The sequence below is a fragment of the Cyclobacterium sp. 10D3-21 genome, from assembly GCF_055809755.1.
In genome coordinates this window covers 900,893-926,235 of sequence record NZ_CM147924.1, presented here as the reverse complement: position 1 = coordinate 926,235, position 25,343 = coordinate 900,893, and the positions used below count along the sequence as shown (strand labels likewise).

Below are 25,343 nucleotides of genomic sequence, written 5' to 3'. Positions count from 1 at the left end.
ATTCACCTATCAATTGGGGAACAATACAGCCTTTTGGAATCAAATAATAACCATAAACTATGAATACGTTTATTTTTCAATGTTTACCTCAAAAATACGATTTGAGAGAGAAATTGATAAAAGGACAGAAAGACACCTGGTATGCCACCCGCTATCGAAACAAAATGCAACCTGGTGATCTGGTGTACTTTTGGATGGGTGGGGACGACCGGTTTAGAGGCCTATATGGTTGGGGCGAACTCATTTCTGAGCCCTATATAAAGGAAGGTTGGGAGAGTTATGGGGTAGATGTTTTGTATAAAGAGAGGTTTGACAAACCCATTACAAAAAGTAAAGTATTAAAATACCCAAATTTATCCAACCTATTATTATTTCGAGCCCCTATGGCTTTCAATTTTTTAGTGGATTCTTCAGAGTCAAAAAGTTTGATCAAATTAATCAGTGGCCTTGGAGAACCTACACCAATAACTCAGTAAGTTATGAAAGATTCAAAGACAATTCTTGAGCTTGTAAAAACGCCACTTAGTTTCATGGTCTTTTTTTTACTATTGGTCGAGTCCTTTTTTGGCTTTCTTATTACCAATAACGATGACAGTTCAGAGAGGGCAATTCTAATCTGGTCTTCAATACTCTTTTTCGGGGTTACCTTATTGGCCATACTTCTACTTGCCGTAATCAAACCGGAAGCCCTTTCTGGGAACAAAAAATGGACAGAACGATTTGCTCACAAATTGATAACAGATATTTACGACGGATTAGACGGTTATTTGTCCAACCTCCCAAATGACATTGAGTACAAAGAGGCTTGGTTGACCACCTCGGATGTACTAAAAAACACCTATGTTGAAGACAAAGAGTTTGTGGTCTTTTGCCAAACAATGAGCAAAGAGTTAGACAAAAAAACTGAAATAAGGAAAAAGTGGGAAAGATTCAGCAAAAGCTAATTATTGCTATAAAACAGGTTAAAGCTATCCGCTCAATTTACTAGAATTTGAATCCTATTCTTTGGCATTAATTGACAGTTATAATGTTTTACTTCTCCCATTGGATTTAAATGGCACCATGCAGATAGATTTAGCATTTCCATATTGGTTATCAATCACTTAATGGAAATTGGTCTCTTTAAGAAAAATAGAATTCATGAAAAATAAACAAATTGTCTATTTCTTATTGTTTGCTTTCACTACAATATCCTTTGCCCACGGTCAAAAGATAGAGGAAGAAAAGTATGTCAGCATTGGTGGAATTGAGCAATGGGTTACGATCAAAGGAGAGGATGCTAGTAAACCCATAATTCTTTTTATCCACGGTGGGCCCGGCAGCACCCAAAGCCAGTTTGAACAAAACATGTATGCCAATTGGACCAAAGATTTTATACTTGTGCATTGGGACCAAAGAGGTGCAGGGAGAACCTATGGCCGAAATGCACCGGAAGAATTAAATGAAGCCTATTTAATCAATCATCCATTGTCAGTGGAAACAATGACCAATGATGGAATCGAACTCACCCAATACCTTCTTGATCACCTGAACAAGAAAAAAGTAATCCTTCTGGCTTCTTCATGGGGTTCGGTTTTGGCGACTAAAATGGCCTATAATAAACCAGAACTTTTCCATGCCTATGTAGGTCATTCCCAAATCGTAAATTTTTTGAAAAATATTCAAGATGCTTACGAAACTGTTTTGGTATTGGCTCAGGACAACAAAGACAATGAGGCCATGAAAATGCTTGAATCATTTGGAAAACCACCTTATGAGGAGGCCAAAAACTATGGGAAATTACTGCGGATAATAAAAAAATACGAGGCCGAAAGGGAAACTCCAGCCCCTGCTTCCTGGTTCCAAATAGCTGCAGACTATGACAATGGAAAAGACAGTGAAGACCGCTACAATGGGGATGATTATTCCTTTGTCAACCTTGTTGGTCATAAAAAATTAGGTTTAAGTTCAATGGTTTCTGGAATAGATTTTAGCGAAGATGCTTTGCACTTTAAAATACCCGTCTACCTGATTCAGGGCGAAGGCGATATATTGACTTCCAAGAATTTAAGCAAACCCTATTTTGATAAAATAACTGCACCGAACAAAGCTTACTTTTTATTACCACATGCTGCGCATGGTTTCAATCAATCTGTAGTGGACAAGCAGTACGAGGTAATAACTAAGTACCTACCCATTGAATAATGGGAATAATAAAAGAGAGGCAGGCACATAAACCAAACTGTACCATATAGAGAACACTGTCTCCGGTAGTTAATCGGATACCAATCAAAAGAAATAATGGATAAATATTTAGATGCAACGGCAGAAGCTGGAATCCGCTTTTACAAAAACTTTAATGACAAAGGCAAAGTGGTTATGATGAACCTGCTGAAGTTTAGGAACCTGGCCGATTATACCAACCTGGAATCCTTAAAACCTGCTGATCCAATTTCAGGAGAGCAAGCTTTTCAACTTTATATGGACAATACCCTTCCCCACTTGGAAGAGGCAGGAAGTCGCATTTTCTTTTACGGAGAATGCAATAATTTTATCATTGGACCTGAGGCTGAAAAATGGGACGCTGTTCTGTTGGTTGAACATCAATCTGCGACCGCATTTATATCTTTTTCTCAAAAGAAAGAATTCCTGAAATATGCCGGACACAGGACCGCTGCATTGGAAGACTCAAGACTGCTCCCCATTACCGAAAAAGAAAAATACACCTAATCTTTTTTACATTCCCTCACTACAAATCTATGGTGAGCGATTTTGTCAGCATTGACTGAACCAGGGCTACACGTGGCGGTGATATTTAGCCTTTTCGGGGCTGATAAATTGGAACAATGACCCAATTTTACTATGATTACCTCGAGTCCATAAAGAGTTAGATGGAATAAATCACACCAGTTAACTTTAAATACTCATTGCAGTGAATACCTAAACTCCCGGTGGCTGAGCGGAGCCGAAGCCTTAGGGTAACGTATCCGAAATACCTACCCCTTCCACTCAGGATCCGGTTAACCGTACTGACATCTACCTCCTACTTTAATAACCTATAAATCAATCCTTTTACTTTTCACCCTCCCCTTTCACCTCAAGACAAATTTAGCATTGATTTTGCAGGGTAAATGGTACAAGACAACTAGCATGTAATCAGTAGAAAATAAAATATTAAAAAAAATGAACGTTCATTCATTATTCTCCGTTGAGTAAGTATTCAATAAGATAAAAATGAGCAGCATCCCAAAAAGTAGGAATAAAAGAGAGGCCCTGGTAAAGGCGACAATCCAACTTGTCAACAACAATGGATTCCATGCAGCACCTATGTCTAAGATTGCAAAGATGGCAGGAGTGTCCCCAGGAACGATTTATCTCTACTTTGAAAACAAGCAGGACCTGGTCAATCAAGTATACATAGAAGTTAAAGCTTCTTTCACACAGTTTGCTTTTAAAGATTATGAAGAGACTGATTCAATAGCAATTGACTTTGAAAAAATATGGAAGAATATAGCAGCGTTCAAGTTGAATGAAATAGAAGAATCCATGTTTTTATCTCAATGTGAAAATACGCCGATGATAGATGAACCTAGCAGAAAGGAAGGCCTTAAACACTTAAGCCCTTTATTGACGCTCTGGGAGCGAGGGCAGACAGAAGGAGTTATAAAACGCGTTTCTCCTTATTTGCTTTACGCTTTTAGCATCTATCCTATATCCTTTTTATTGCAACAACGCGAGCGGTTTGAGATAAAACCGGAAAACATTAATGAAGCCTATGAAATGGCTTGGAACAGTATTAAAATTTAATTAAAAAAACATGAGTACTACAAAAACGATTAATTTAAAAAGCAGACCACAAGGAGCACCTGCCTTAACAGATTTTGACTTTACCACTTCTGAAAACCCTGAATTGCAGGATGGAGAAGTATTGTTGGCTACAAAATATGTTTCTGTGGACCCTTATTTGAGGGGAAGAATGAGCGATGCCCCTTCTTATGTCCCTCCTTTTAAGCTTAATGAACCCATTTCTTCAGGGATTATTGCTGAAGTTTTGGAATCAAAAAGCACAAAATTTACCAAAGGTGATAAGGTAATCGGTTCCTTACAATGGAAGGAAACACAGGTAGCCAAAGAACAAGGTCTAAGTAAAGTTGACCCTGATAAGGCGCCACTTTCTGCCTACCTGGGAATTATTGGCATGACTGGTCTTACTGCTTTTCTTGGGTTGAGAGAGATAGGTAAACCTAAGAAAGGTGAAACCCTCCTCGTATCCGGAGCAGCTGGGGCGGTAGGTTCTGTGGTAGGCCAAATTGGTAAAATCCTTGGACTACGAGTAGTTGGAATAGCAGGTACTGATGAAAAAGTGAAAATGCTTACTTCCGAATTCGGATTTGACGAAGGCATCAATTATAACACCACCGAAAACATGGTCGAGGCAATAAAAAGTGCTTGTCCAGATGGTGTTGACATTTACTTTGACAATGTTGGCGGTGAGATTTCAGATGCCGTACTTTTCAACATTAATCAATTCTCAAGAACCATAATTTGTGGTGCTATTTCAGTTTACAATAAAACTGAAAAGCCCAAAAGCCTCAGTGTGCAACCCTTCCTGGTAAAGAAAAGTGCTTTAATGCAGGGATTCATAGTTTCTGATTATGCAGACAAACATGCTGAAGCCATCCAACAATTGGCAGAATGGTTGCAACAAGGTAAGCTGCATGCTTCTGAAACCATCATAGAGGGATTTGACAATATACCACAAGCCTTTTTAGACCTTTTCGAAGGGAAAAACAAAGGTAAAATGGTAGTGAAAGTTTAGGCTAAAGATCAGCCATTTTAAAACATACTCTTGTTGCCAACACTTTTAAAGAGACAATTACTTGTCACTATAAAAGCGTTGGTACCGAGAAAGGATCAATAAACAAACCTTATGCTCTAAGGCTCAGTAATTTTTTTTGAAAGGCTGAAGAATCTTAGGGTAGAAATTAAAAAAATAAAAACGATGAAAGTATTATTTGTATTGACTTCCCATGATAAATTGGGCGAAACTGGAGAAAAAACCGGGTTTTGGATAGAAGAATTCGCGGCTCCTTATTATTTACTAATAGACAATGGGATTTCAATAACCCTGGCTTCCCCAAAAGGTGGACAACCCCCTATTGACCCTAAAAGCACGGAACCTGACTTCCAAACAGCATCGACAAAAAGGTTTAATGAGGACAAGGAAACACAAGAAATCCTGTCTTCCACAGTAAAATTAGAAACGGTAAATCAAGCAGATTATGATGCGGTGTTTTATCCAGGTGGTCATGGACCATTATGGGATTTAGCAGAAGACAAAAACTCTATTGCATTGATAGAGGACTTCATAAAAAACAACAAACCTGTGGCTGCTGTTTGCCATGCTCCAGCCATTTTCAAGCACACTAAAAATGCAGACGGAACACCTTTGGTTAGTGGCAAAAAAGTAACCGGTTTTACTAACGGCGAAGAAGAAGGCGTTCAATTGACAGATATTGTACCCTTCCTGGTAGAGGACATGTTGAAGAGGAATGGTGGCATCTATTCCAAAGGTGATGACTGGGCTTCCTATGCAGTAACAGACGGTTTATTGATCACTGGACAAAACCCAGCTTCTTCGGAGTTGGCCGCTGAACTTTTATTGAAAAGACTAAGTTAATATCTCTTAGGAATAAAAAGGAAGGCCTTAGGATTAGACCTTTGGCCTTCCTTTTTATTTATTTCTTTTCATTATAAAGCGATGGCGAAATATTAATTAAATTGCCTTAATCGTCACCCTAAATATAATTTAAATGTTTAGACATCAAGGCAAAAGCAGAACTTACAAGCACAATTTGCAAATTGCTACTTTTTTGTCTTTTGTGGCTGGAATTGTTAATGTGGCCGGATTTTTATCAATTAAGCAGTTGACTACAAATGTCACAGGTCACTTTGCTTTATTTATTAATGACCTTTCCAATTTTGAATTTTGGAAGGGCACCATTTATTTCCTTTATATTTTCTCCTTTCTCTTTGGCTCCTTTTTATCAAGCTTTTTAATTGAAAATTATCGAGAGAACAAGAAATTGAATGTCTTCGTTTTACCTACAATAATCGAATGCATTATTTTATTATCAATTGCCTTGATGAGTAATTTTGTAGTCATAACTCATCCAGATGTAATTGCCTGCTTGCTGCTTTTTGCAATGGGTATACAGAACTCATTCGTCACCAAAATTTCAAACACTATTGTAAGGACCACCCATTTGACTGGGCTATTTACAGATTTAGGCATAGAACTGTCTCAATTGTTATTTCCAAAACGACACCCCAACAGAGAAAAAATTAAAGCCACGATTAAACTCCGAATTTTTATTATACTCTTCTTTTTTGCTGGCGGGCTTATTGGAGGATTTCTTTACTCAAGAATTGGTCTTGAATTAAACACTTTAATTTTTGGTGCGATAATTTTATTAGGCGGTCTTTTTTACGATGATTTTAGGTACAGAGTAATTAAAACAAAGCGTAAATACGACCAAAGAAAAAGGAACAAAATCAAGAAACTAGTTGCATAGCCATTTTCCATTCCACCATCAAACGAAAATTATGAAATTAGAGAATAAAGTAATCATAGTAACAGGTTCTTCCAGAGGAATTGGCAAGGAAATCGCACTTCTTTTGGCCGAGAATGGCGCAAAAGTTATTGTAAATTCTTCTAGTAGTATGCCCGAAGCCCAAAAAGTAGTTGACACGATAGTTAAAAACGGTGGACAGGCTTTGGCCATTAAGGCGGATGTAAGTAAAAAAGAAGAAGTTACTCAGTTATTCGACGAAACGATAAAAATTTTCGGGAAGGTGGATGTATTGGTTAACAATGCCGGCGTAATGATTACAAAAAAACTAAAAGACTTTACACAGGAAGACTTTAGCTGGCAGTTCGACATTAATGTTAGGGGTGTTTTCAATACCTTGCAAGAGGCAGACAGTAAACTGGCGGACAATGGAAACATTATCAATTTCTCTTCTAGCACCGTGAAAATGATGTTCCCTACTTATGCTTTGTATTCAGCCTCAAAGGCTGCAGTGGAACAGATGACTCGGGTTTTTTCCAAAGAAATAGGTCGGGGAATTTCAGTAAATGCCATAGCACCAGGACCGACAGAAACCGAATTGTTTTTAAAAGGAAAAACGCCAGAATTTATAGATAAGCTGAGTGGCATGAATGCCTTTAATAGATTGGCAACACCTATGGACATTGCCATGTTAGTTTTGTTTTTCGCAAGCGAAGATTCTAAATGGATATCCGGCCAGGTGATAGGCGCTAATGGAGCAATGGTTTAACCCTAACAATTAAAAGATACATTATGAAACTAAGTTTAATTGCGCTGATTATTTTAAATGCACTTCTCATTTCTTGCAGTGGGAAAGACCAATCGAAGGAAAACTCAACATCCTTTCAAAACAAGGGCCATGAATTGGTTTATGAAATGGTGCAAAAAGTGGGTAATTATGCTACACTAGCAAAAAATAAAGATGTCGTATATTCTTATAAATACCAGACACCTGATGGTAAGACTGATTTATCAACAGAAAAGTACATTTTTGACGGGGAACTCTCCTATGGCGTTTATCAGCCACATGAACGAACTTTACCAGATTTTGAAGGGCCAATTGAGCAGGGATATGATGGCGATGAATTCTGGCTTAAACACAAAGGTAAAATCGTAAATGATGCCACCTCATTGAAAAAAGTTGCTTTCAACAGGCCTACCAATTTTTATTGGTTTACCATGCTTCAAAAATTATTGGATCCTGGCCTGAGTTATGAATATATCGGAGAAAAAACGATAAATAACAAGACCTATGACATTGTCAAAATCACCTTTGATTCAGTAGGAGAAAAACCCACTGACATTTATCAAGTATACATTAACAAAGACACAAAATTGGTAGACCAGTTTCTTTTTACAGTTGTAGATGCAGGAGTAATAGAAACGCCCATGTTAATGGAGCTTGAATACGAGCAAATAGATGATCTTCTCATACCTACCAAGCGACGTTATAAAAAATCCACCTGGGAAGCTGAAGTAACAGACGAACCATGGATAACGGTGGACTGGTCCAATATCAAATTCAACAACGATTTAAGCCGGGAGCTTTTTAAAAAATAAGCCTCCGAGTCAATTTTGAAATCTAGACAACACTCTAATAAAGCTACCTAGGGTCTGCTCATTCGCTTCAGTAGCTTAAAATGAGACAGAATTCCTCCAACATAACTCGTCTGATTGGGCTGGATATGGTGTTCTTCTAGTACTGAATACAAAATCTGACTGAGCTGAGGGTAATAAGTATGGTGGATATGCGGAAATAAATGATGGGCGATGTGATTGTTAAAACCTCCCAAAATGAAGTTGGCCGTTTTACTGAAAGGATGCATATCGTTGGAGCTCCTAATCTGGTTCATTACCCAGGAAGTTTCAATTGTTCCATCTTCAGTTGTCTCAGGATACAAAGTTCCCTCCACATGATGCGTCATAAAAAAGGTCAGCAATAGAAATAAAGATTGGGCCAAATGCATGGCTAAAAACCCCATTAGCACGATTGGCCAAGCCTGCTGGGAATAAAGCAAAGGTAAGACCATGATCAGCACAAAATAGCTGCTCTTTTGGATCCAAAATGAAAGGTGATAGCCTCGATTCTTAACCTGATCGTATTCATCCTTTGAATAAAGCAAGTAGAAATCTTTAACCAATATCCAAAAAAGGGAATAGGTAGTATAGGCAATTGGTGCATAGACAGGTTGAAATTTATGGTACCAAAACCAGGGACTTCCAGGAATTATCCGAATCAATTTAGAAATCCTTAGATCGGAATCGTAATCTTTAACATTCGGTGCGAAATGATGCGATTGCACATGTCTTTGCTTCCAGGCTTCCCCATGCGCACCTACAAGTGTGTACAAAGCAATAAAGCAAAGGTTATTGACTTTTTTACTTTTAAAGAGCGTATTGTGTGAACAATCGTGAGAGAAATTAAAAGCCAGCAACAAGGTCATAAAACCAAATGACACGTAAGTCAATATAAACAATGAAGGGCTTTGGACAATAAACAACAGGGCATACAAAATCCCGGACAAAGAAAAATAAAAGGAAAATTTCAGGATATTTATTTTCAAGAATACCTTTCTATCAATAAGCAGTTCCTGCTCCACTTTCCTATAAATGGTCTGGAGCAATTCACTGTCTTGGGCTATATGAAGGTGTTTATTTCTCAAAGGCCATGGGCTGTAGGGTTCTATTGACTCCCATGTATTTCAAAAACCTAAAATGTGCGGCAATTGATTTACCATAAGGCATTTCCATATAAGTCAAACCATGTTTATCCGCCAACTGCCGAAAGAGGGGCAAAATTTTCAGGTAATGAACATGACTAATATTGGGCAACAAATGATGAAGGGCATGTGCATTGAATCCGCCTAGTGTCCAATTCAAAAGAATGCTATTGGCATTATAGTCTACAGAGGTACACATCTGAAGCTTGGCCCAACTCATGTTTAGCTTATTATTGGCATCAGGCTCGGGATGGGCCACATAATCTGAAACGTGTGACACTCCTAAAACAGCTACAAAAATGAGGGAAACCATAAAATGATTCAATAGAAACGCAATCAAGACAATTCCCCAACCAAAAGGCAATAGGTAAACAGGAAGGAAAATCATGTACCCAAGGTACAGCACTTTGTATAGCAACAATTTGAATACTTCCTTTCGTGGAATTTCAACTTTGATCGTCCGACTCGAATAATTCAATAGCATTAAAGTATCCCTGAAAAAGAACCAATTAAGCGAATACAAAAGATAGAGAAAAGGTGCGTAAATGTATTGGTAGCGGTGAAACCACTTTAATTCCTGGCTTTCAGTCATACGGAAAACAGGATTGTTCAATACATCAATATCACTTCCCTCCACATTGGTATAGAGGTGATGGGATTCATTGTGGTTTTTACCCCAAACATAGGCATTGTTACCTTGAAGGTTGAAGCTTAAAGAGAAAAGAAATTTATTCCAAAATTTACTTTTTACCGCCACACCATGTGCAGCATCGTGAGATACATTGAAGGCTGTCAGAAGCACAAAAAAGCCCATCAGTAAATAGAAAACAAAGAAGCTAACAAGGTTAGTACTCGATAGCATCAATACATAAAACAAAAGGTCTAAACCAAAATAAAGGAAGATCTTAAAGTACATGGTACTGTTCCCCGTTTTCTCCAGTTTATTCTGGGAGAAATATCGACCTAATTCTTCATTCAGCTCTTTGTAAAAAGCCGTTCCTTCGTCTTTGGTAAACTTTAATTTGTTCATGATCAATGGATAACCCTTATGAGTTACCATGTAATATAGGACAAAAGTTTCTCAGTATTAGCAATAAACTTCCAAGCTGACAAAATCTTTAGCCCACCATATTTGCTTCTTCTCCCGACCAACCCCGCTCAGATCAATTTTCTGTCACCCGCATCACTCCTTTCATCATTCTCCAATGCCCGGGAAAGGAACAAATGAATGGATAATCACCAGGTTTGTCAGGTGCAGTAAAGTCCAATTGAAACACCTGATTAGAATTGACCAAAGGCGTGAAATACAATACTTCCTTCAAATCCGGCACAAAGTTTTTTTCATACCCATCTTCCAGACTGGCCATATTGTCTGCCGCTACGCCTACCTTTTCAGAGGCTCCGGGTTCAAGGATCAACACATTGTGTGGCATTTGATCTTTGTTATCGAACAGGATGGAAACCGTTTTCCCTGCTGTCACTTCAAAGCTTTCTTTATCAAAAAGCATTTTGCCTGGAAGTGTTGCCAGATTAATTACTATTTCACCTTTTTTATTGTCAGCAGTCTTTTGTAAAACCCGAGATTCTTCATCAGGGTACAACAGGTCCAAATGACTTTGTTTAAAGTTCGTTACCGCAGTCACACCTTCCAAATCTTCAAAGTCTTTTACAGATAGTGCTGCCACTCCATATTGCGCGTACTTGGGATCGTCCATAATAAATCCGGGCACCTGTAGTTCTGCTTTAGAAGCCAAAGGTCTGAGTAATCTTGCCGCTTTTTCAGGCTCATCCGCTAGAAAGGTTTTGTCTTTCCTGAACATCTCCACCCATACTGGTTTCAGGTGCTTAAAAGATTCCTTCAAAGCATAATCCAGGTAATCATCTGTTGGTAAAGCTGAAACCTCCAATAGGGTATTCACCGTGGCCTCATTTTCAAAATGGCTCAAGGCTATAACCGCTTCCAAGCGAACGCGAGGGGAAGTATCTTTGGATAGGATTTTAAGTTTTCGTTGCACATCATCCACTTCATCCTTCCAATAAAACAAGACCCTGGTAGCAGCCGCTCTTATTGGCGCTTCAGGACTATCCAATAAGGCCTCCAACAAGGAGAGGTTAGGCTGGTTAAATTGCTGATAAACCCACAAGGCTTCCATTCTTAAATGCTCCGAATTTGGGTCTTTTTGATCCAATTGATCCACCCAGGTTTGTAGCGCAGGAGCAACCTGCACCCAATCATATTCTCTCAGCTGAGTTCTGGCCCTATACCTTTCCCTGTCTTCATACACCTTAAGCTGATCGAGTAGTCCACTAACATCCAAATTTGTCATGTCTACTACTTTCAGTGGCTTTTTGTCCTTGTGGGTAATTCTCCAAATTCTACCTTTGCTTGAATCCCTTAATGGATCGCGGAAATTTTGTTCCCCGTGTTGGACAATTGGATCATACCAATCTACTACATACAATGCACCATCGGGGCCAAATTTTAAATCAACCGGACGGAAATTCGGGTCCTTGGATTGAAGTAATGGAGTTGTTTCATCTGCCTGAAAACCACTACCATCATCACTAACCACATGTTGTTTTACTCCTTGAAAACCTATAAATGTATTGAACAAAACGTTGCCTTGGGCATTTTCAGGAAATGCCCTGCTGGATATGATTTCTATCCCACAGGTTTTGGGTTTAACTGGTGAATTGAGAAAGTCTTTCATCACCACGTGCTTTTTGGGATAATCAATGTCTACGGTAAGGGGTGGTGCAAAATAATTCATCCCTGTAGAAACATCTGCCACTAAATGTGTTCCATCACGCATAAATACATTGCCCCAGGGATTGGCATAAGGATAAGAGATATAGGGCTCCAGCTTCATGGTATAAGGTTCATACCTCCAGGTAGTCCCATAAGCACCTCGACGAGGGCCATAGGGCGTTTCGATTTGCGAATGCAAGAAAGTACCCATATGAAAATACAGTGCTCCATCCTGCCCCCAGGTAAAAGCACTTAAGCTATGGTGGGAATCTTCTGTCCCCAAACCACTAAATAAAATCTTTCTGGAATCGGCCTTTCCATCACCATCCGTATCTTTCAAATGGACCAGATCAGGCGCTTGGGTAACATACACACCTCCATCTCCTAACTCAAAGCCCAGAGGCAGATAAAGGCTATCCGCAAAAATGGAATGCTTGTCTGCTTTTCCATCAAAATTGGTGTCTTCAAGGATTATCAGTTTATCCAAAGGCATATCACCTGGCGTATACTGCGGATAAGAAGGCATACTGGACACCCACATTCTACCTTGTGGATCAAAAGTTATTGCAACGGCATTGGCGATGGGGAAATCCAATTCAGAAGCAAACAACTCAATTTCATAACCTTCCTGAATTACAAACTGGGACTTTGCTTTTTCAAGCTCTTCCAAAGTAGTCGTCTGGGATTTCGTCTTTTTAACTCCTTGGTTAAAACTTATTATCCTTTCGGCTTTTTCGATGTCTGCCAGGGAATTCTCCGCACTTCCGAACCATACCACACTGTCCAGTCGCTTAATAATGGTGTCAATAACCCTGTTTTCTTCTTTCAATTTCTCTCCTCCTGACCACTCTTTGCGTCGGCCATAGATATACTCTCCATTTTGCGCTTTAAACCGATAAAAGAAATGCTGGTTTTTCTTGGCTACCGCTTCCCTAAGCAGCTCAAAAGAAGCATTTTCTTCCCAAGCAGCAACCGGAAAGTCCAAAGCTTCAGCCATGTATTCACTTACCTTTAGGTATCCATTGTCGGTAAGGTGAATACCATTCGATGTCAGTTCCTTTGATGAACCCATCCACTCTTTAGTAGGTTCGTACAAATCAATAAAAGGAATATTTAAACTTGCTGCCACCTTGCGCATCTCCTTCGTGTACATGGACAAGTTTTGATTGTTTACCGTAGGGTCCGGTAAAAAGCCTCCTTTATCTTCCTGCGCAATGGGTGAAACCAATACAATTTGAGGGCTATTTTCACCATTGAATTGCTGCTGCTTTAAGTGAGTCAGAAAGTCCAGTAGGTCTTTGCTAAAATCGGACAGACCTTCCTGGCCTTTAAAAGCTTCATTGAGACCAAAACAGGCAATAATCACATCTGCTTTCTGATGATGCAAATGATCATCTAATGTGCCAAAATCTAAAGGCCTTGGTCTAAGGCTGACTTCATCTGCATTCCAGGCAAGATTCCTTACTTTAAGGTTTCTTTCAGGAAAACTTTTGTGCAAAAGCGTTTCAAAATAATTGTTGTTCTGAAGTCGATCCGCAAAGGTGTTTCCTATAAAAACAATATTGCTATTGTCCTTTGGATCGAAATGGTGCACTACCTCTTTGCTTTCGCAAGCAAATAAAATAGAAATGGCCAGGATAGAAAAAGCCAAAACGACCTTTGATTCAAGAAATTTAATTGGGCTTACATTAATCATTAGATGTTATTTATAAACTGACAGCGTTTAACACATACCGTAAATTGGGCTTTTGGCCTGAACAACTTATTCAAAGACCAAAAACTAAAACCTCCAAAATTTAATGTATTTATCCTATTAAACCGCTCCGCTCATAAGGTATTGCTATTATTTTTCAATTGAAGACACATAAATTAAAAATTGCCCAAAACAAATCCTTCCAACTTATCAAGTTCTAGATTGTACAACAGGAAATCAGAACAATTAGTGATTTGCCTTCTCGACATGTACTTTAAGCTGCTTTTTAAGTCTCTCTTTCCTGGCATGGTATACCGGAACTTCAGCCAGGTTAATCATCTCCCCCGGATCCTTTGCAAGGTCAATCAACATTTCATCCCCATTATCATACAGCGTGTATTTAAGGTTATCCCCCCTTATCATAAAGCCCAATTCATTTTCCATAAACAAATATTCACGTGGACTGTATTTGTATTTTTGACCGTTCAATAAGACCGCAAACGAAATACCAGGCAGGTTTTCAGGCCTGGAAACACCCGCTAATTCACAGAGTGTGGGAAATAGGTCCAGGCCATTGGAAATAATATTTTCCTTATCCACCGAATGAGCATTGGCCATACCTTTGTACCAAACCACCAAAGGGATATTTGAGGATTCTTCATAAAAAACTGTTTTGTGCTCCAGTCTATGGGAAGCACTCATTTCACCATGATCCGAAGTAAAAACGACAATGGTATTGTTGGCGAAAGGTGAGGATTCCAAAGCGTCCAACACCATCCCTATTTGGACATCCACCCTTTCGGTCAATCTATGGTAGGCATACCTGTGCATTCGCCAATCTTTTTCCGTCCAGTTTTCCCGGGCATCAATAGTGAAAGAATGCAGTGCTTTCAAATCATAAATCGCACTTGGTTCAGGTGAGGTTTGTTCAAAATTAGCAGGCAGAGGAGGCACATATTTTGCCATAAAATCATTTTCACTAATGGAATCCGGAATGGCAATGGCTTCCAATAAAGGAATAGGAACCTCGGCAGGAGGTCTATTATTTGGGGGGAAATGCCTGATGGCTTCATAACAGATATCGTGAGGGTTGATAAAGTTCAAAGCCATCAGGAAAGGCTTATCCGAATTCCTCTCCAATAATAAAGCAGCGCTTTCTTTTGCCAGATCAACTCTTTCATCCTTTGAAATAAAGGTTTCAAAACCATACGTGGAAACATCATTTCTCCCTCCGGGCAAGTGGGATTTCCCTCCATAAAAAGTTTCATAGCCAGCATTGGCAAAGGCATGGCCCATTGCATTGGGAATTATCTTTTGAAGAGCTGGAATATCTAGTTTACTCCAATTGTGTCGCATGTCAATTGCAGTGGGATACTGCCCTGTGAATAGACTAAACCTGGAAGGTGAACAAACCGGGTTGGTTACATAGGCTTTTTCAAAGCGCATTCCTTTCATGGCCAGTTTATCCATATTTGGTGTCTCTAACCACTCATTGCCCGCACTGCTCATCATTTTGGCATTCTGCTGGTCCGTAATGATAATCAGGATGTTTGGCTTTTTACTTTGTGCGAATAAGACGGTACTTATAAGACCAAAACCAATAAATAAAATAATCTTTTTCATGTGCGATTATACTTAATAATAAGCTAGACTTAGAAGAAAATACGCTAAAAGTTAATTACATTATTCAGGATATATCCCCTTTTTACATCAAAATCGGATTTTTCTTGACAATTAAGCTCTCCTAGTAATAAAAATACAAGACCGATTTTGATCAATTGGTACAGAAAAGAGCCGTCCAGTTATTCTTGCACTATAAATCAACGTTTAAAGAATGAAGCCTAACATTGCGCTGGTTAATGAATTAAATGGTGAAACGATTGATTTTGAAACGGTTTTAGCTCGGAACAGGAATTCTAATGCATCTTTCGGTTTTAAATCATCTTTTTATCTTAAATTGCTTTTAGTTCAGTAATTTACCTACTAAAGAGTCAAGATCAAGGTTTAAGTCAATTGTTAGAAATCAGACTGTAGCTAAATAAACAGAAAATCAAGATCTTTTTTCTCCTCATAATGGGCTATTTCAAATATTGAAGGATCAACAAGTAAGGAATGACAAATTAATATAAATAATCAAAGCAATATAACATGGCTAAAGGACACTTGTTAAAATTGAACTCTTATTCAATTACTCTCAAAAAGTTTAACGAGAAAAAAAAAGTAAAGACAAAAGTTACATTCAAAGACTTTTTTGAGACATACCGTATTCCTGGAGAAAAGAAGGCTTCTTTAAACACCCTTTTTAATAGGTTTTACAAACATTTCAAGGAATCTTTTAATGCTGAATTCAAAAGAGATAAAGATGGTACAAAAGCATTTTCTCCAGGTGAGGATATAGAGAAAAATGCTGCTAATTCTATAATTGATGGACTATTTGAGGGAGGATTAACAGGAATTGAACAATATGTTCAAGATCAGAAAAGAAGGAAAGCTAAATCTAAAATTTCTAAAGACGATGTCGCCGCTCTACCTTTTTATTTTCTGTTTTGGTTTCCTCAGGATGTAGACTACGGAATAATAATGATTCAAAGTTATGGATCTTCTACTATCAATAGCTTAGTTAAGGAACACTTGAAGGACTTAATGAAGTTAAAAAAATTTACTTTTGATGAGCATTTTTGTATTTCGAAAGAGGATAAAGAGGAATTTTTTAAACATTCTGTTGTCGAGGAAATTTCGATATTAAATAATTATAAAATAAAAAAAGCAAGTGATAATTTTTCAGCACTATTAGGAAATTCCGATACTTTCCTAGTTGACGTTCGGATCAAAAGAATAAATAGAAATAGTGAAGAATTTTTTAAAGGTTTAAATAAATTAACAAAAAGCATCTCTAAATTGATAAATTTAGAGATTGAAGACGCTGTAAAGATTGGTGGTTCGGAACCGAAGGCTTTTTACAAGGGGGATTATTCCAAATCACATGCAGTAATAAGTGATCATAAAAATTTCATTCCTTCAATAATTTTACCAGACAATTTAAAAGCGATAGACAAAGAAATACCCGATTTAGTTTTAATTCGAAATTATTGCAAAAACTATCTTAAAATACTACAAGAAGAACAAGGTTATAATAGTTCATTTATTATATAATGAATTTATTCAAAAAAGCAAAGATAATTATAAACAATGTATCACCAATAAATATATTATTAGTGACAATTATACTTGTAATAATCTCTATTTTTATGGGTTTCAATTCGTCAATTGATTCGAACGTAACTAGCACTATAGCAACTTTTATTTCTCTTTTTAGTGGGATACTTTTTTCATTTACCTTTGTAATATTTGAATCTACCCAAAAGAAAAAAAAAGAGTTATGTGAAATACTAGATGATTTAGGTATTACATTAAGTTTGTACTTAGAATCCTATGAAATCCCTGATAATGAAAAATACCATGCTTCTGACATTAACAATAAATTAAGATTTATTAATTTCGCTGATTCCCTTTTTACTTTAATTATAATATTAGTATTTGATTCTGTATTCATTTTTTTAATAGGCATTTCGCTAGGAATTACTTTAAATTATTCTCTCATACAGAACTTTCAATTAATCTTAAATTCTTTTGGATTAACCAGTTATTCATTTCTAACCCTTGTTTATATTTATATTGTTCTAATACTTATTATGAAAGTTTACAGCTTTTACATGAATGAACTAAAACTATAATCGATAAAATATTTTCATATGATTGAATACATCAATACCTTATTATCTAAATCAAGTTTACTAAACCTTTTTATTTTCGCTTTTAGTGTATGGTTACCAGCTTTTATCACGCATCGATTCCAGATGAAAAGAGAAAAAAAGAAAGAAAAAACATTAAACAAAAACAATTTAATTCTTCTAAATCAGGAGTTGGACGTAATTTCATCTGTTAATGAACGAATCAAAAAATCTTCAATAGAGATCGTTCAGGCTTGCAAAGAAGAAAATCAATTTGTTTTTACAGAATACCCACATCGTTTGGATACCAAAACTCTTGAATCACTAGTTGCAAATTTAATTTTATACCGCGAACAAAGTCCTGCTTTATTGAGGTATTTGATTGAATTAAAATCAAATCTTCAAATAACAAATGAATCCTTAAATTTTGGATTTATAAAAACCTATTTAGAGAATAATACAAAAAATAGAATAGGGGTTGCAGTAGAAAAGTATTTTGACGGAGTACAAGAATATATTCAAGCCAATTTTGAATTTATTGAAAAGGTAAAAGCTGAAATTAAAGTATGACTTGGTATGCCAAATATACTTGAGTTGGAGAAAAGGACAGGGTGCCCGAAGGTTTATTGTGGGCAGATTAAAGCGTAATGCTACAGAGGGAGTGAAATTCGACTATCTTCCTGAAGGTGTGGCAGAAGCCAAAAAAAAAGGTTTTACTGCTTATACTGAATTCCCAGATTTGACAAAAAAATACAATGGGGGTGCCTTGGATATTTTTAGTCAAAGAATCATGAAGTCTGAGCGATCGGACATCAATGATTTTTTAAGTTTTTGGGAGATTTCTCCTAAATACAAAAGTGATTAACTTTACTTGCTTGCCAGGACGCAATGCCTAAACCCTTCAGATAATTTTGAGTTTTTAGCAGATTACAACCCCATTAAAGGGCTTTGCTTTTTGACTGACCTTGCAGGTTTAAGTAATTTAAAATTAGCTCCTACTTTCATTAAAGTTGGTGACAAGTTGACTTACCAATTGGATAAAACCAATAAATTTGATCCCAAAGCGGTCATAGTTTTCTTGAAAGGGCAGCATATAGGATATATTAAAAAAATTCATTCCAGAGTATTCCACAAAGTACAGAAAAACGAACTTCAGCTATCGGTAAAGGCCCTCGAAACCAACGGAATCATCAAGAGAATTTTTGTTAAGGTAGAACTACCTTAACCAGAAATATGTGACAACCCTTCAATTAAGTTATGAAATCTTTTCTTAATAAAATTCACAACTGATTAATACAAAACTAATTGCATAATTCGGATTTAGTAAGAAAAGGACCGTTTTTCAAACGATCCTTTTCTTACTTTTATCATAACTTATGCTAAATCCTCTACTACCCAGCAACGGTTATCTTTTGCGGGTATCCTTTAAAAAGACAGGGGCAGCTTCTATATGTTGACCTTTATTTCCTGAAGAATCTCTCAATTCAAAGGATAAATCATAAAAATAAGTAGGCTTCCCAGAAATCCTTGCACTATAAACACCATCACCTTTCACAGCATCTGCTCCAAGTCCATCATCCTTCAATTCAATGGAAAAAGAAGATGGTGTTTCGTCCCAATTCACATGTTTCAAAGTTGATTTTTCCTCATTAGGGGATAATGTTAGCATGACTTCACCAACTGAAGCGCCATCATAGACACGTGCTTCTATTCGATCATCATTCAGCACCTGCACCCATTGAACTTGCGGAGCTGTCTTGTCTTCTCCTTTCACTTCAACATTTGCTATGCCTTTGTGGATAATATGCTGACCACTAATGGGGCCAGGAGTCCAGTACTCTATATAGAAAGGTATTTCTTCTCCTTCAGGAGTTTCAGAATCCAGAACCGGCATTGTGTATTTGACAGACCCACCGATATGGTCATAATTCTGCCAAGGGTCAGCTATCCGAATGCTCACATTGCCCGGATTGATGTATTTGTTGGTAGTATAGGCATCCGTTCGCAAATACTTACCTCCTTCTTCTACCAATAGGACAATCGTTTCTCCTGGATTTGCTATTCCATCTCCATTTCCGACTCCCACTACCATGCTGACTGAATCAACAGCTTCTTTGACAATGGTGAATTCTTTGCCATCAGCAATTACAAAATTTGTTATTTTATCTACCGGGTCTTTAAATAAAATTTCAAACTCCTCTTGCCAGGAAGCCCCTGAATCATCCGTGAAATCAACTTGAAACTTAGCTATATCATACCCTTTACGGTTGTTTCTGACTTTGAAAACCCCATTTACCTGTTTCTCTTCCAAGGAGGCCAAACCATTGATTTTACCTTGGGCAGACACAATGTCCAAGCCTTCACTAATGGCACTTATTTCTGCGATGATATTCTCAGATGTCGAAAACCCTTTATTCAAAACCTTCATTGAAAGTTCAACCACCTGACCACTTTCAGCCCAGTCCATGTTCTCAATTTTAAAACTTGTCATGGATAGGTTGGGGGTGTCTTGTGAATTTGCTATTCCTATTTGGTGAGCACTACCATTGAGTGTTAGCTTAAGCCTACCTGATGCATCGCTTTGAACGGAATACTGCCTACTTTCCTTCGTGCGAAGATCTATGTCAGTCACTTTATATTCAGTACTCACTTTATAGATAGGAGCAGTTATCACCTGAACTTCTACATTTGGCATCAATTCACCATCTGGTAGAAAATTTCGCACAGCAAGGTTAAAGCCTTCTTTATCCACATTCTCCAATATGGTATAGCCTGAACGGATTCTCGATGTTTCTACTTTATACTCCCACACTTCAAAATACGGATAGATATCAATATAATCCCATTTCTCAGGGAGAGGCAAAGGGGTTTTAAAGGCTTGCATCATAAAGGCAAACATATCCCCCATTCCACAGGTAATATGAGAGGCTTCATATTGTTTGAACTGGTAGTGAGGGACTGCATTCATCAAATACCTGTTCATGTCCTCATGATAAAACCGCAAACGATCGCTGTTTCCATTGTGCATCCGCATGCTAATGGTTTTAAAATTATCATACATGTCGGCATGAGCATACCTCACAGGAAAATCCAGTGGTCCGGCAGAAAATTCGCTGGATCCACAAAAATTACCTGCGGCACTTACCCAGTCCGGCAATTTGGCTGAAAGCCAAAAGGTCATAAACCCTCCCATAGATAGACCGGAGATCCCTCTATGGGTACGGTCAGGAATCGTTCGGTAATGAGCATCTATATACCCTACAAATTCCTTAAAATATTCAGGAAACTGACGAAATGTGGAAACCAGGCTGACATTGTATGGACTCAGGTTTATTGGCTCAACTTTGAATTGATTCAAGCCATCTACTTTCACGATGATGACATCATTTTCTGAAACAAACTTTTCAATATTGTCCCCGTCATTGTCATCTCCGAAATCATAATCAGAGTAACCACTTCCCATGGAACCAAAATATCGTTGGGCCCATCCGTGAAAAAAGTAGATAACAGGATACCTTTTCTCCGAATCTTTTCGATAACTCGGGGGTAAAAATACCCGAAAGTTTCTATTGTTTGAAAAAGCTTTGCTGTAATGGTAATCGTCTATCACCTCCACCCCGGAAGCCAGTAGGTCTCCTTGGGTTTGAGACCAAGAGCTTCTTGGTTGAAGCAGTAACATTGCAATTACAATTATAAAAATCTTCGCTTGATTCATAGTTTGATGGTTTGGATTCAGTAGCAAAAACAGGGCTTATTTCAATTGTTGAAAATGCTTTATAAGTTGTTCAGTAATCAAAACTGAAGCATCCTTTTGCACCCTGTTTGTGGTCAACCAAGACTCATAACCACCCAATTTATGCTGAGCGGGAGTTGGTAAATACCCGTAAGAACCATTGGCCAATTCTATGGTAAAGGTATTTTTGAAAGGGCTCTGCTCCTTAATATCTAAACCAATTTGAGCAAAAACTTCAAAGGGTATAGAAGCAATTCCAATATCATTGATGGCAAAAGATTGCAACACCACCTTCACAGAATCAGGGTAGGATGATTCCATATTAAAAACGCGACTTGCATAGGTTTTTTCCAATCTATGAAACAGAGGCTCTGAACCATTATGATCTCTAACCAGGGCTATATTTTTGAGGATTTCAGGAGAGGCGCGTCTTACAGTAAGGGTCATTTCTGAAAGTGCTGAGCCTAGTTTAACTTCTGACTGAAAATCCAGCTCCTTGTATTTTTGATGTACTTTATCGGCAACATCGTTAGCCACGTAATGCATTTTGGCATAAGGAGGTAAGGATTCCTTAGGTCTAGGTTTAGAATAATCATTATTGTTGACATCACCTGAAGTTCCATTCGTCATAATTCCAATAAAAGCAGGTAGATCTGAGCCTGTTTCCAATAATTCACCCATACGATTTCCGAAAGCTGCAAAGTAATCCGCCGAGATATGTCCCCTAGGCACTCCACCAACATAATGTAGGGAATAGTTGGCCAATAAAGCTATGGGGGTTCCTTCTTTGGATTCTACTGCAATAAAGGACACTTCAGGATCTACAGGACCTGCTGGACGGAGCAAGGCATTGCTGTGTCCGGGATTCATTTTAGCTATCTCCAACTGTCCCAATGGACTCATTACAGAGTCTTTCATGATCCACCTTCTGTTAAATACATGCTCCAGAACATCTACGCTTCCGAAAGCAATTTTGGCTAACGTTTTGTTTTCTCTTGCAATCTTTACTCCATCTACCATTCTTTTGACAACAAAAGTCTGGTATTCATCAAGGGCAACTCCTACTTCGGGAGATATGCTTTTTAACCCTTCTCCATTAAGGCTTATCCCTGAATGGGTATGTGTTGAGGCCATCATTACATCTTTTGCCGGAATATTTAAATCTCGATCCAGCATTGCTTTGGCAGCATCAAAAACCTCCCGATTAATATGAACATTATCCACAATTACAAATACCAATTCCTTCGCACCATCATCCAGTACAAGGATCCTTACACTTAGTGGGTCATGAATGTAGGTTGCAGGAGGAGAGTTGTAATTGCCAACAATTGGATGTCCCAGATGAGGGGTAATATCAGTAATTGAAGCTCCGGCTTGAAACACCTTATTCTGAGCTATCAAATCCTTTGAAAAAAGGACTGTGCTAATGGTCAAAATCAACCCTAATAATCTTTGAATCCTTATCATCATAATTTTTATTTAATTTTAGAATAGCAATCAGGCTTATTCTTTAAAAGGTATTTCTTCAATGGAGAACCAGATTTTTCAACACCTTCTATAAACAATGCTGCAACTGCGCAGGCACCTAGCTTGCTCAAATGCGTATTGTCTTTCAGTCCCTCTTGCAGGTTTTCAAAAACACCTGGTTCAATATGTAAAAACAAAGCTTTCGAATCTTCTTCTCCTACTTTACTTAAATAATCCAAGGTCATTTTATTCAAGTCTATTAATGGAACACCTGATTCTTTAGCCGCTTCAATTGAAGCAGTTGCATAATCCCCATGAGTATTCACTGGATTGCCTTCAGCATCAAATCTTCTTCGTGCAATAGGTGTCGCTATTATGGGTCTGGCACCAAGGGATTCAGATTCCTTAACAAACCTGAGAAGGTTTTCCTTATACTCCCCAAAGGCTTCAGTATAGCGGTTTGGATCATCAGCATTTTGATCATTGTGACCAAACTGAATAATCAAAAAGTCACCTTCCTGAATATCATTTATTACCTTATCCCAATGTCTTTGGGCAATGAAATTTTTCGAGCTTCTACCGCTTACAGCTCTGTTCACTACTTCTGCTTTGTCATTCAAAAACGCAGAAAGTGTCATGGCCCAGCCCCTTCTAGGAAAATTTGAACCACCATAATGTTCATCCATTTCTTCCAAATTATAATTGCTCATGGTGGAATCGCCAATACTGAAAACGCGAATGTTTTCTTGATTGCAACTGCAAAAAAGCAATAGTACCAAGCTGTAAAAGGAGAAATAAAAAGCGCTGGATTTCAAATGAGTTATCCGGGTCAATAGACCCGGATGCTCATTGTTTTTCATTTGACTCATAGGTTTTTACCAATACAAAGTACAAAATTGTTTATAGGCTGTAATACAGTTATCACCAACCAGGATTCTGATTTAGATTTGTATTTAGGGTCAATTCTGTTTGCGGTACGCTCTCCAGGTAATTCCTGTCTGGGTTAAAATTATACCCATTTGGAATTTCAATTTGCAATGGATCAACAAGTCCATTTTCATCCAATACAGGGCTTTCATTGGGAAATTCCGAACTGTTGAAAGGATATCCTTTAGGACGCTTATTTAAAAACAGTTCATGTGCTGCCCAGCGTTTCCAATCCTGCTCTCTCAGCACCTCAAATGCCAATTCAACCCTTCTTTCTCTACGAATCTCATAGAGTGCATCCGAGATAGGGTATCCATAATCCACCTTATTTGGATCAGCATCCTGAGACATCACCTCAAAGTCTGGCATGCCTACCCTAGCCCTTAGTTGATTGAGGACATCATAAGCAACAGTCCCATCCAACTCTACCAATGCCTCTGCATAGTTTAACAGTACTTCTCCATACCTGAATACAATCCTACCAGCATCATTTGCATTGGCATAACCCAATTCCTGATAAGGGTTGGTGTATTTTTTGATTTGAAATCCAGTAGGATTATTTTCACGACTTCCTGCAAATAATGGAGGAAAATCGAACACCACATTAGAAGGATAATGTTGAACATCTCCAGGGATCCAAATACTTTGCCTTAACCTTAGATCAACATCACTGGCCAGCATTTCTAAGAAATCATTCCCTTTTTCTTGTTGGGAAATGGATAAATAATCCATCGGTTTTCCATCTTGCCCCAAGTGAGAAGTCACATAGGACCATGTTGCACCTAACTCTGAAGGTGTGGTTGTGCCATAATAATTTTGATTATGGCCAATAAATTCACCTACATTATAGGCCCTATACAGCAACACTTCACTGATACCTCCCATATCTCCTGTTCCAAATAAATCATAATAATCCTGATCCGTTTTCCCTGTAGAATATATTCCCACATTGTAATCCCCATTCATCAATTCATTTCCGGCATCCACACAGGCCTGGAAATATTTATCAGGATCAGCCCCTGGTGTTCCAAATTCATCCCCACTGTGGTATTTTTGCCAAGTCCCTTCAAACAAGGCTACCCTGGATTTAAAAGCAAGTGCTACTTCCTTATTGATTGAATTATTTCCCCAAGGAGCTTCGTCTTTTTTATCAAGGTTAATTACTGCTTTGTCTAATAAAGACAAGATAGAATCCACGACTAAAATTCTTGAATCCCTTGGTTTAATCAATTCAGCCTCATCATCAGGGGTCAATGCATGAGAATACCATGGCACATCACCATAGGTTTGTACCAAATCAAAGTATATCCAAGCCTTAAAAAACTGTGCCTCCCCAAGGTATTGTTTCCACGAGCTATAAGGATCTTCACACTTGTCATAATTATCCAAAAAGATATTTATACTTCTTACAGGTGCGAAACCACTCTGCCAGGAACCAGTAGACAAGGTCGTTTCTCCATTCAATATTGAATTGGCTGTTCTATAAGTAATATTGTTAGCTGCATCCTCACGTCCCACAGTTGACATACTGTTTTCATGATAAGGCAAGCTCTCGTAAAACTTAGCGGTGTAATTTTTGAGATCTACCGAAGATTTCCAGTATTCATCAATTCCAATCTGATCCAAAGGTGGCTTGTCCAAAAAATCTGTACAAGACCAACCTGAAAAAAATGTCAAAATAAAGACTATTTTTAGTGTATTTTTCATTGTAAATAAGTTTTGTAGAGATGAGA

The 25,343-nt window shown here is 37.9% G+C and carries 22 protein-coding genes; 14 read left to right on the top strand and 8 right to left on the bottom strand.

From position 1 onward, the window contains the following. The first annotated feature begins 59 nt into the window (after positions 1-59). From AC0L7T_RS03955 to AC0L7T_RS03910, 10 genes are all read left to right on the top strand, one after another. On the top strand, positions 60-476 hold the full coding sequence (locus AC0L7T_RS03955; protein WP_473341171.1) for an EVE domain-containing protein: 417 nt from the start codon (positions 60-62) through the stop codon (positions 474-476). Positions 477-479: 3 nt separating this feature from the next. Then, on the top strand, positions 480-944 hold the full coding sequence (locus AC0L7T_RS03950; RefSeq protein ID WP_473341170.1) for a hypothetical protein: 465 nt from the start codon (positions 480-482) through the stop codon (positions 942-944). A 196-nt stretch (positions 945-1,140) separates the two neighbouring features. Further along, on the top strand, positions 1,141-2,184 hold the full coding sequence (locus AC0L7T_RS03945) for an alpha/beta fold hydrolase (RefSeq protein WP_473341169.1): 1,044 nt from the start codon (positions 1,141-1,143) through the stop codon (positions 2,182-2,184). Positions 2,185-2,280: 96 nt separating this feature from the next. After that, positions 2,281-2,709 (top strand): DUF1330 domain-containing protein, encoded by a 429-nt coding sequence (locus AC0L7T_RS03940; protein ID WP_473341168.1) that lies wholly within the window; start codon positions 2,281-2,283, stop codon positions 2,707-2,709. 504 nt (positions 2,710-3,213) lie between these two features. Then, on the top strand, positions 3,214-3,786 hold the full coding sequence (locus AC0L7T_RS03935) for a TetR/AcrR family transcriptional regulator (protein ID WP_473341167.1): 573 nt from the start codon (positions 3,214-3,216) through the stop codon (positions 3,784-3,786). 10 nt (positions 3,787-3,796) lie between these two features. Continuing rightward, positions 3,797-4,798, top strand: a complete 1,002-nt coding sequence (locus tag AC0L7T_RS03930; protein ID WP_473341166.1) for an NADP-dependent oxidoreductase — start codon at positions 3,797-3,799, stop codon at positions 4,796-4,798. Between the two features lie 183 nt (positions 4,799-4,981). Then, positions 4,982-5,659, top strand: coding sequence for a type 1 glutamine amidotransferase domain-containing protein (locus AC0L7T_RS03925; RefSeq protein ID WP_473341165.1), 678 nt, complete (start codon positions 4,982-4,984; stop codon positions 5,657-5,659). Between the two features lie 133 nt (positions 5,660-5,792). Further along, positions 5,793-6,554 (top strand): YoaK family protein, encoded by a 762-nt coding sequence (locus tag AC0L7T_RS03920; RefSeq protein WP_473341164.1) that lies wholly within the window; start codon positions 5,793-5,795, stop codon positions 6,552-6,554. Between the two features lie 31 nt (positions 6,555-6,585). Then, positions 6,586-7,320, top strand: a complete 735-nt coding sequence (locus AC0L7T_RS03915; protein ID WP_473341163.1) for an SDR family oxidoreductase — start codon at positions 6,586-6,588, stop codon at positions 7,318-7,320. Between the two features lie 23 nt (positions 7,321-7,343). Beyond that, the gene (locus AC0L7T_RS03910) at positions 7,344-8,150 is read left to right on the top strand and encodes a DUF6503 family protein (RefSeq protein ID WP_473341162.1); all 807 of its coding nucleotides are present in this window, start codon (positions 7,344-7,346) and stop codon (positions 8,148-8,150) included. A 47-nt stretch (positions 8,151-8,197) separates the two neighbouring features. On the opposite strand, the gene AC0L7T_RS03905 is transcribed toward AC0L7T_RS03910, so the two are convergent. The 4 genes from AC0L7T_RS03905 to AC0L7T_RS03890 all read right to left on the bottom strand — a co-directional run bounded on the left by AC0L7T_RS03905 (position 8,198) and on the right by AC0L7T_RS03890 (position 15,375). Then, positions 8,198-9,253: a fatty acid desaturase family protein gene (locus tag AC0L7T_RS03905; protein WP_473341161.1), complete on the bottom strand. Its 1,056-nt coding sequence runs from the start codon at positions 9,251-9,253 to the stop codon at positions 8,198-8,200. Next, on the bottom strand, positions 9,243-10,340 hold the full coding sequence (locus AC0L7T_RS03900) for a fatty acid desaturase family protein (protein WP_473341160.1): 1,098 nt from the start codon (positions 10,338-10,340) through the stop codon (positions 9,243-9,245). The genes AC0L7T_RS03905 and AC0L7T_RS03900 overlap by 11 nt, the downstream gene beginning before the upstream one ends. A gap of 133 nt (positions 10,341-10,473) precedes the next feature. Beyond that, positions 10,474-13,755 (bottom strand): PVC-type heme-binding CxxCH protein, encoded by a 3,282-nt coding sequence (locus AC0L7T_RS03895; RefSeq protein ID WP_473341159.1) that lies wholly within the window; start codon positions 13,753-13,755, stop codon positions 10,474-10,476. Between the two features lie 243 nt (positions 13,756-13,998). Next, positions 13,999-15,375: a sulfatase family protein gene (locus AC0L7T_RS03890; RefSeq protein ID WP_473341157.1), complete on the bottom strand. Its 1,377-nt coding sequence runs from the start codon at positions 15,373-15,375 to the stop codon at positions 13,999-14,001. Between the two features lie 525 nt (positions 15,376-15,900). Here AC0L7T_RS03890 and AC0L7T_RS03885 point away from each other — a divergent pair. The 4 genes from AC0L7T_RS03885 (at position 15,901) to AC0L7T_RS03870 (ending at position 18,708) form a co-directional block, all read left to right on the top strand. Further along, positions 15,901-16,905, top strand: a complete 1,005-nt coding sequence (locus tag AC0L7T_RS03885) for a hypothetical protein (RefSeq protein WP_473341156.1) — start codon at positions 15,901-15,903, stop codon at positions 16,903-16,905. Positions 16,906-17,504: 599 nt separating this feature from the next. Further along, entirely contained in the window at positions 17,505-18,053 is a 549-nt protein-coding gene (locus tag AC0L7T_RS03880) for a hypothetical protein (protein ID WP_473341155.1), read from the top strand. A 19-nt stretch (positions 18,054-18,072) separates the two neighbouring features. Beyond that, positions 18,073-18,348, top strand: a complete 276-nt coding sequence (locus AC0L7T_RS03875; protein ID WP_473341154.1) for a hypothetical protein — start codon at positions 18,073-18,075, stop codon at positions 18,346-18,348. A 6-nt stretch (positions 18,349-18,354) separates the two neighbouring features. Continuing rightward, entirely contained in the window at positions 18,355-18,708 is a 354-nt protein-coding gene (locus AC0L7T_RS03870; protein WP_473341153.1) for a hypothetical protein, read from the top strand. Between the two features lie 180 nt (positions 18,709-18,888). Here the strand turns inward: AC0L7T_RS03870 and AC0L7T_RS03865 are convergent, their stop codons facing one another. The 4 genes from AC0L7T_RS03865 to AC0L7T_RS03850 all read right to left on the bottom strand — a co-directional run bounded on the left by AC0L7T_RS03865 (position 18,889) and on the right by AC0L7T_RS03850 (position 25,317). Then, positions 18,889-21,198: an alpha/beta hydrolase gene (locus tag AC0L7T_RS03865; protein ID WP_473341152.1), complete on the bottom strand. Its 2,310-nt coding sequence runs from the start codon at positions 21,196-21,198 to the stop codon at positions 18,889-18,891. 36 nt (positions 21,199-21,234) lie between these two features. Beyond that, positions 21,235-22,686, bottom strand: coding sequence for a hypothetical protein (locus AC0L7T_RS03860; RefSeq protein ID WP_473341151.1), 1,452 nt, complete (start codon positions 22,684-22,686; stop codon positions 21,235-21,237). A gap of 5 nt (positions 22,687-22,691) precedes the next feature. Beyond that, complete coding sequence (locus AC0L7T_RS03855; protein WP_473341150.1) at positions 22,692-23,543, bottom strand: rhamnogalacturonan acetylesterase; 852 nt, start codon at positions 23,541-23,543, stop codon at positions 22,692-22,694. Between the two features lie 61 nt (positions 23,544-23,604). Beyond that, a complete protein-coding gene (locus AC0L7T_RS03850; protein ID WP_473341149.1) occupies positions 23,605-25,317 on the bottom strand; it encodes a RagB/SusD family nutrient uptake outer membrane protein in 1,713 nt (570 codons plus the stop codon). Positions 25,318-25,343: the final 26 nt, after the last annotated feature.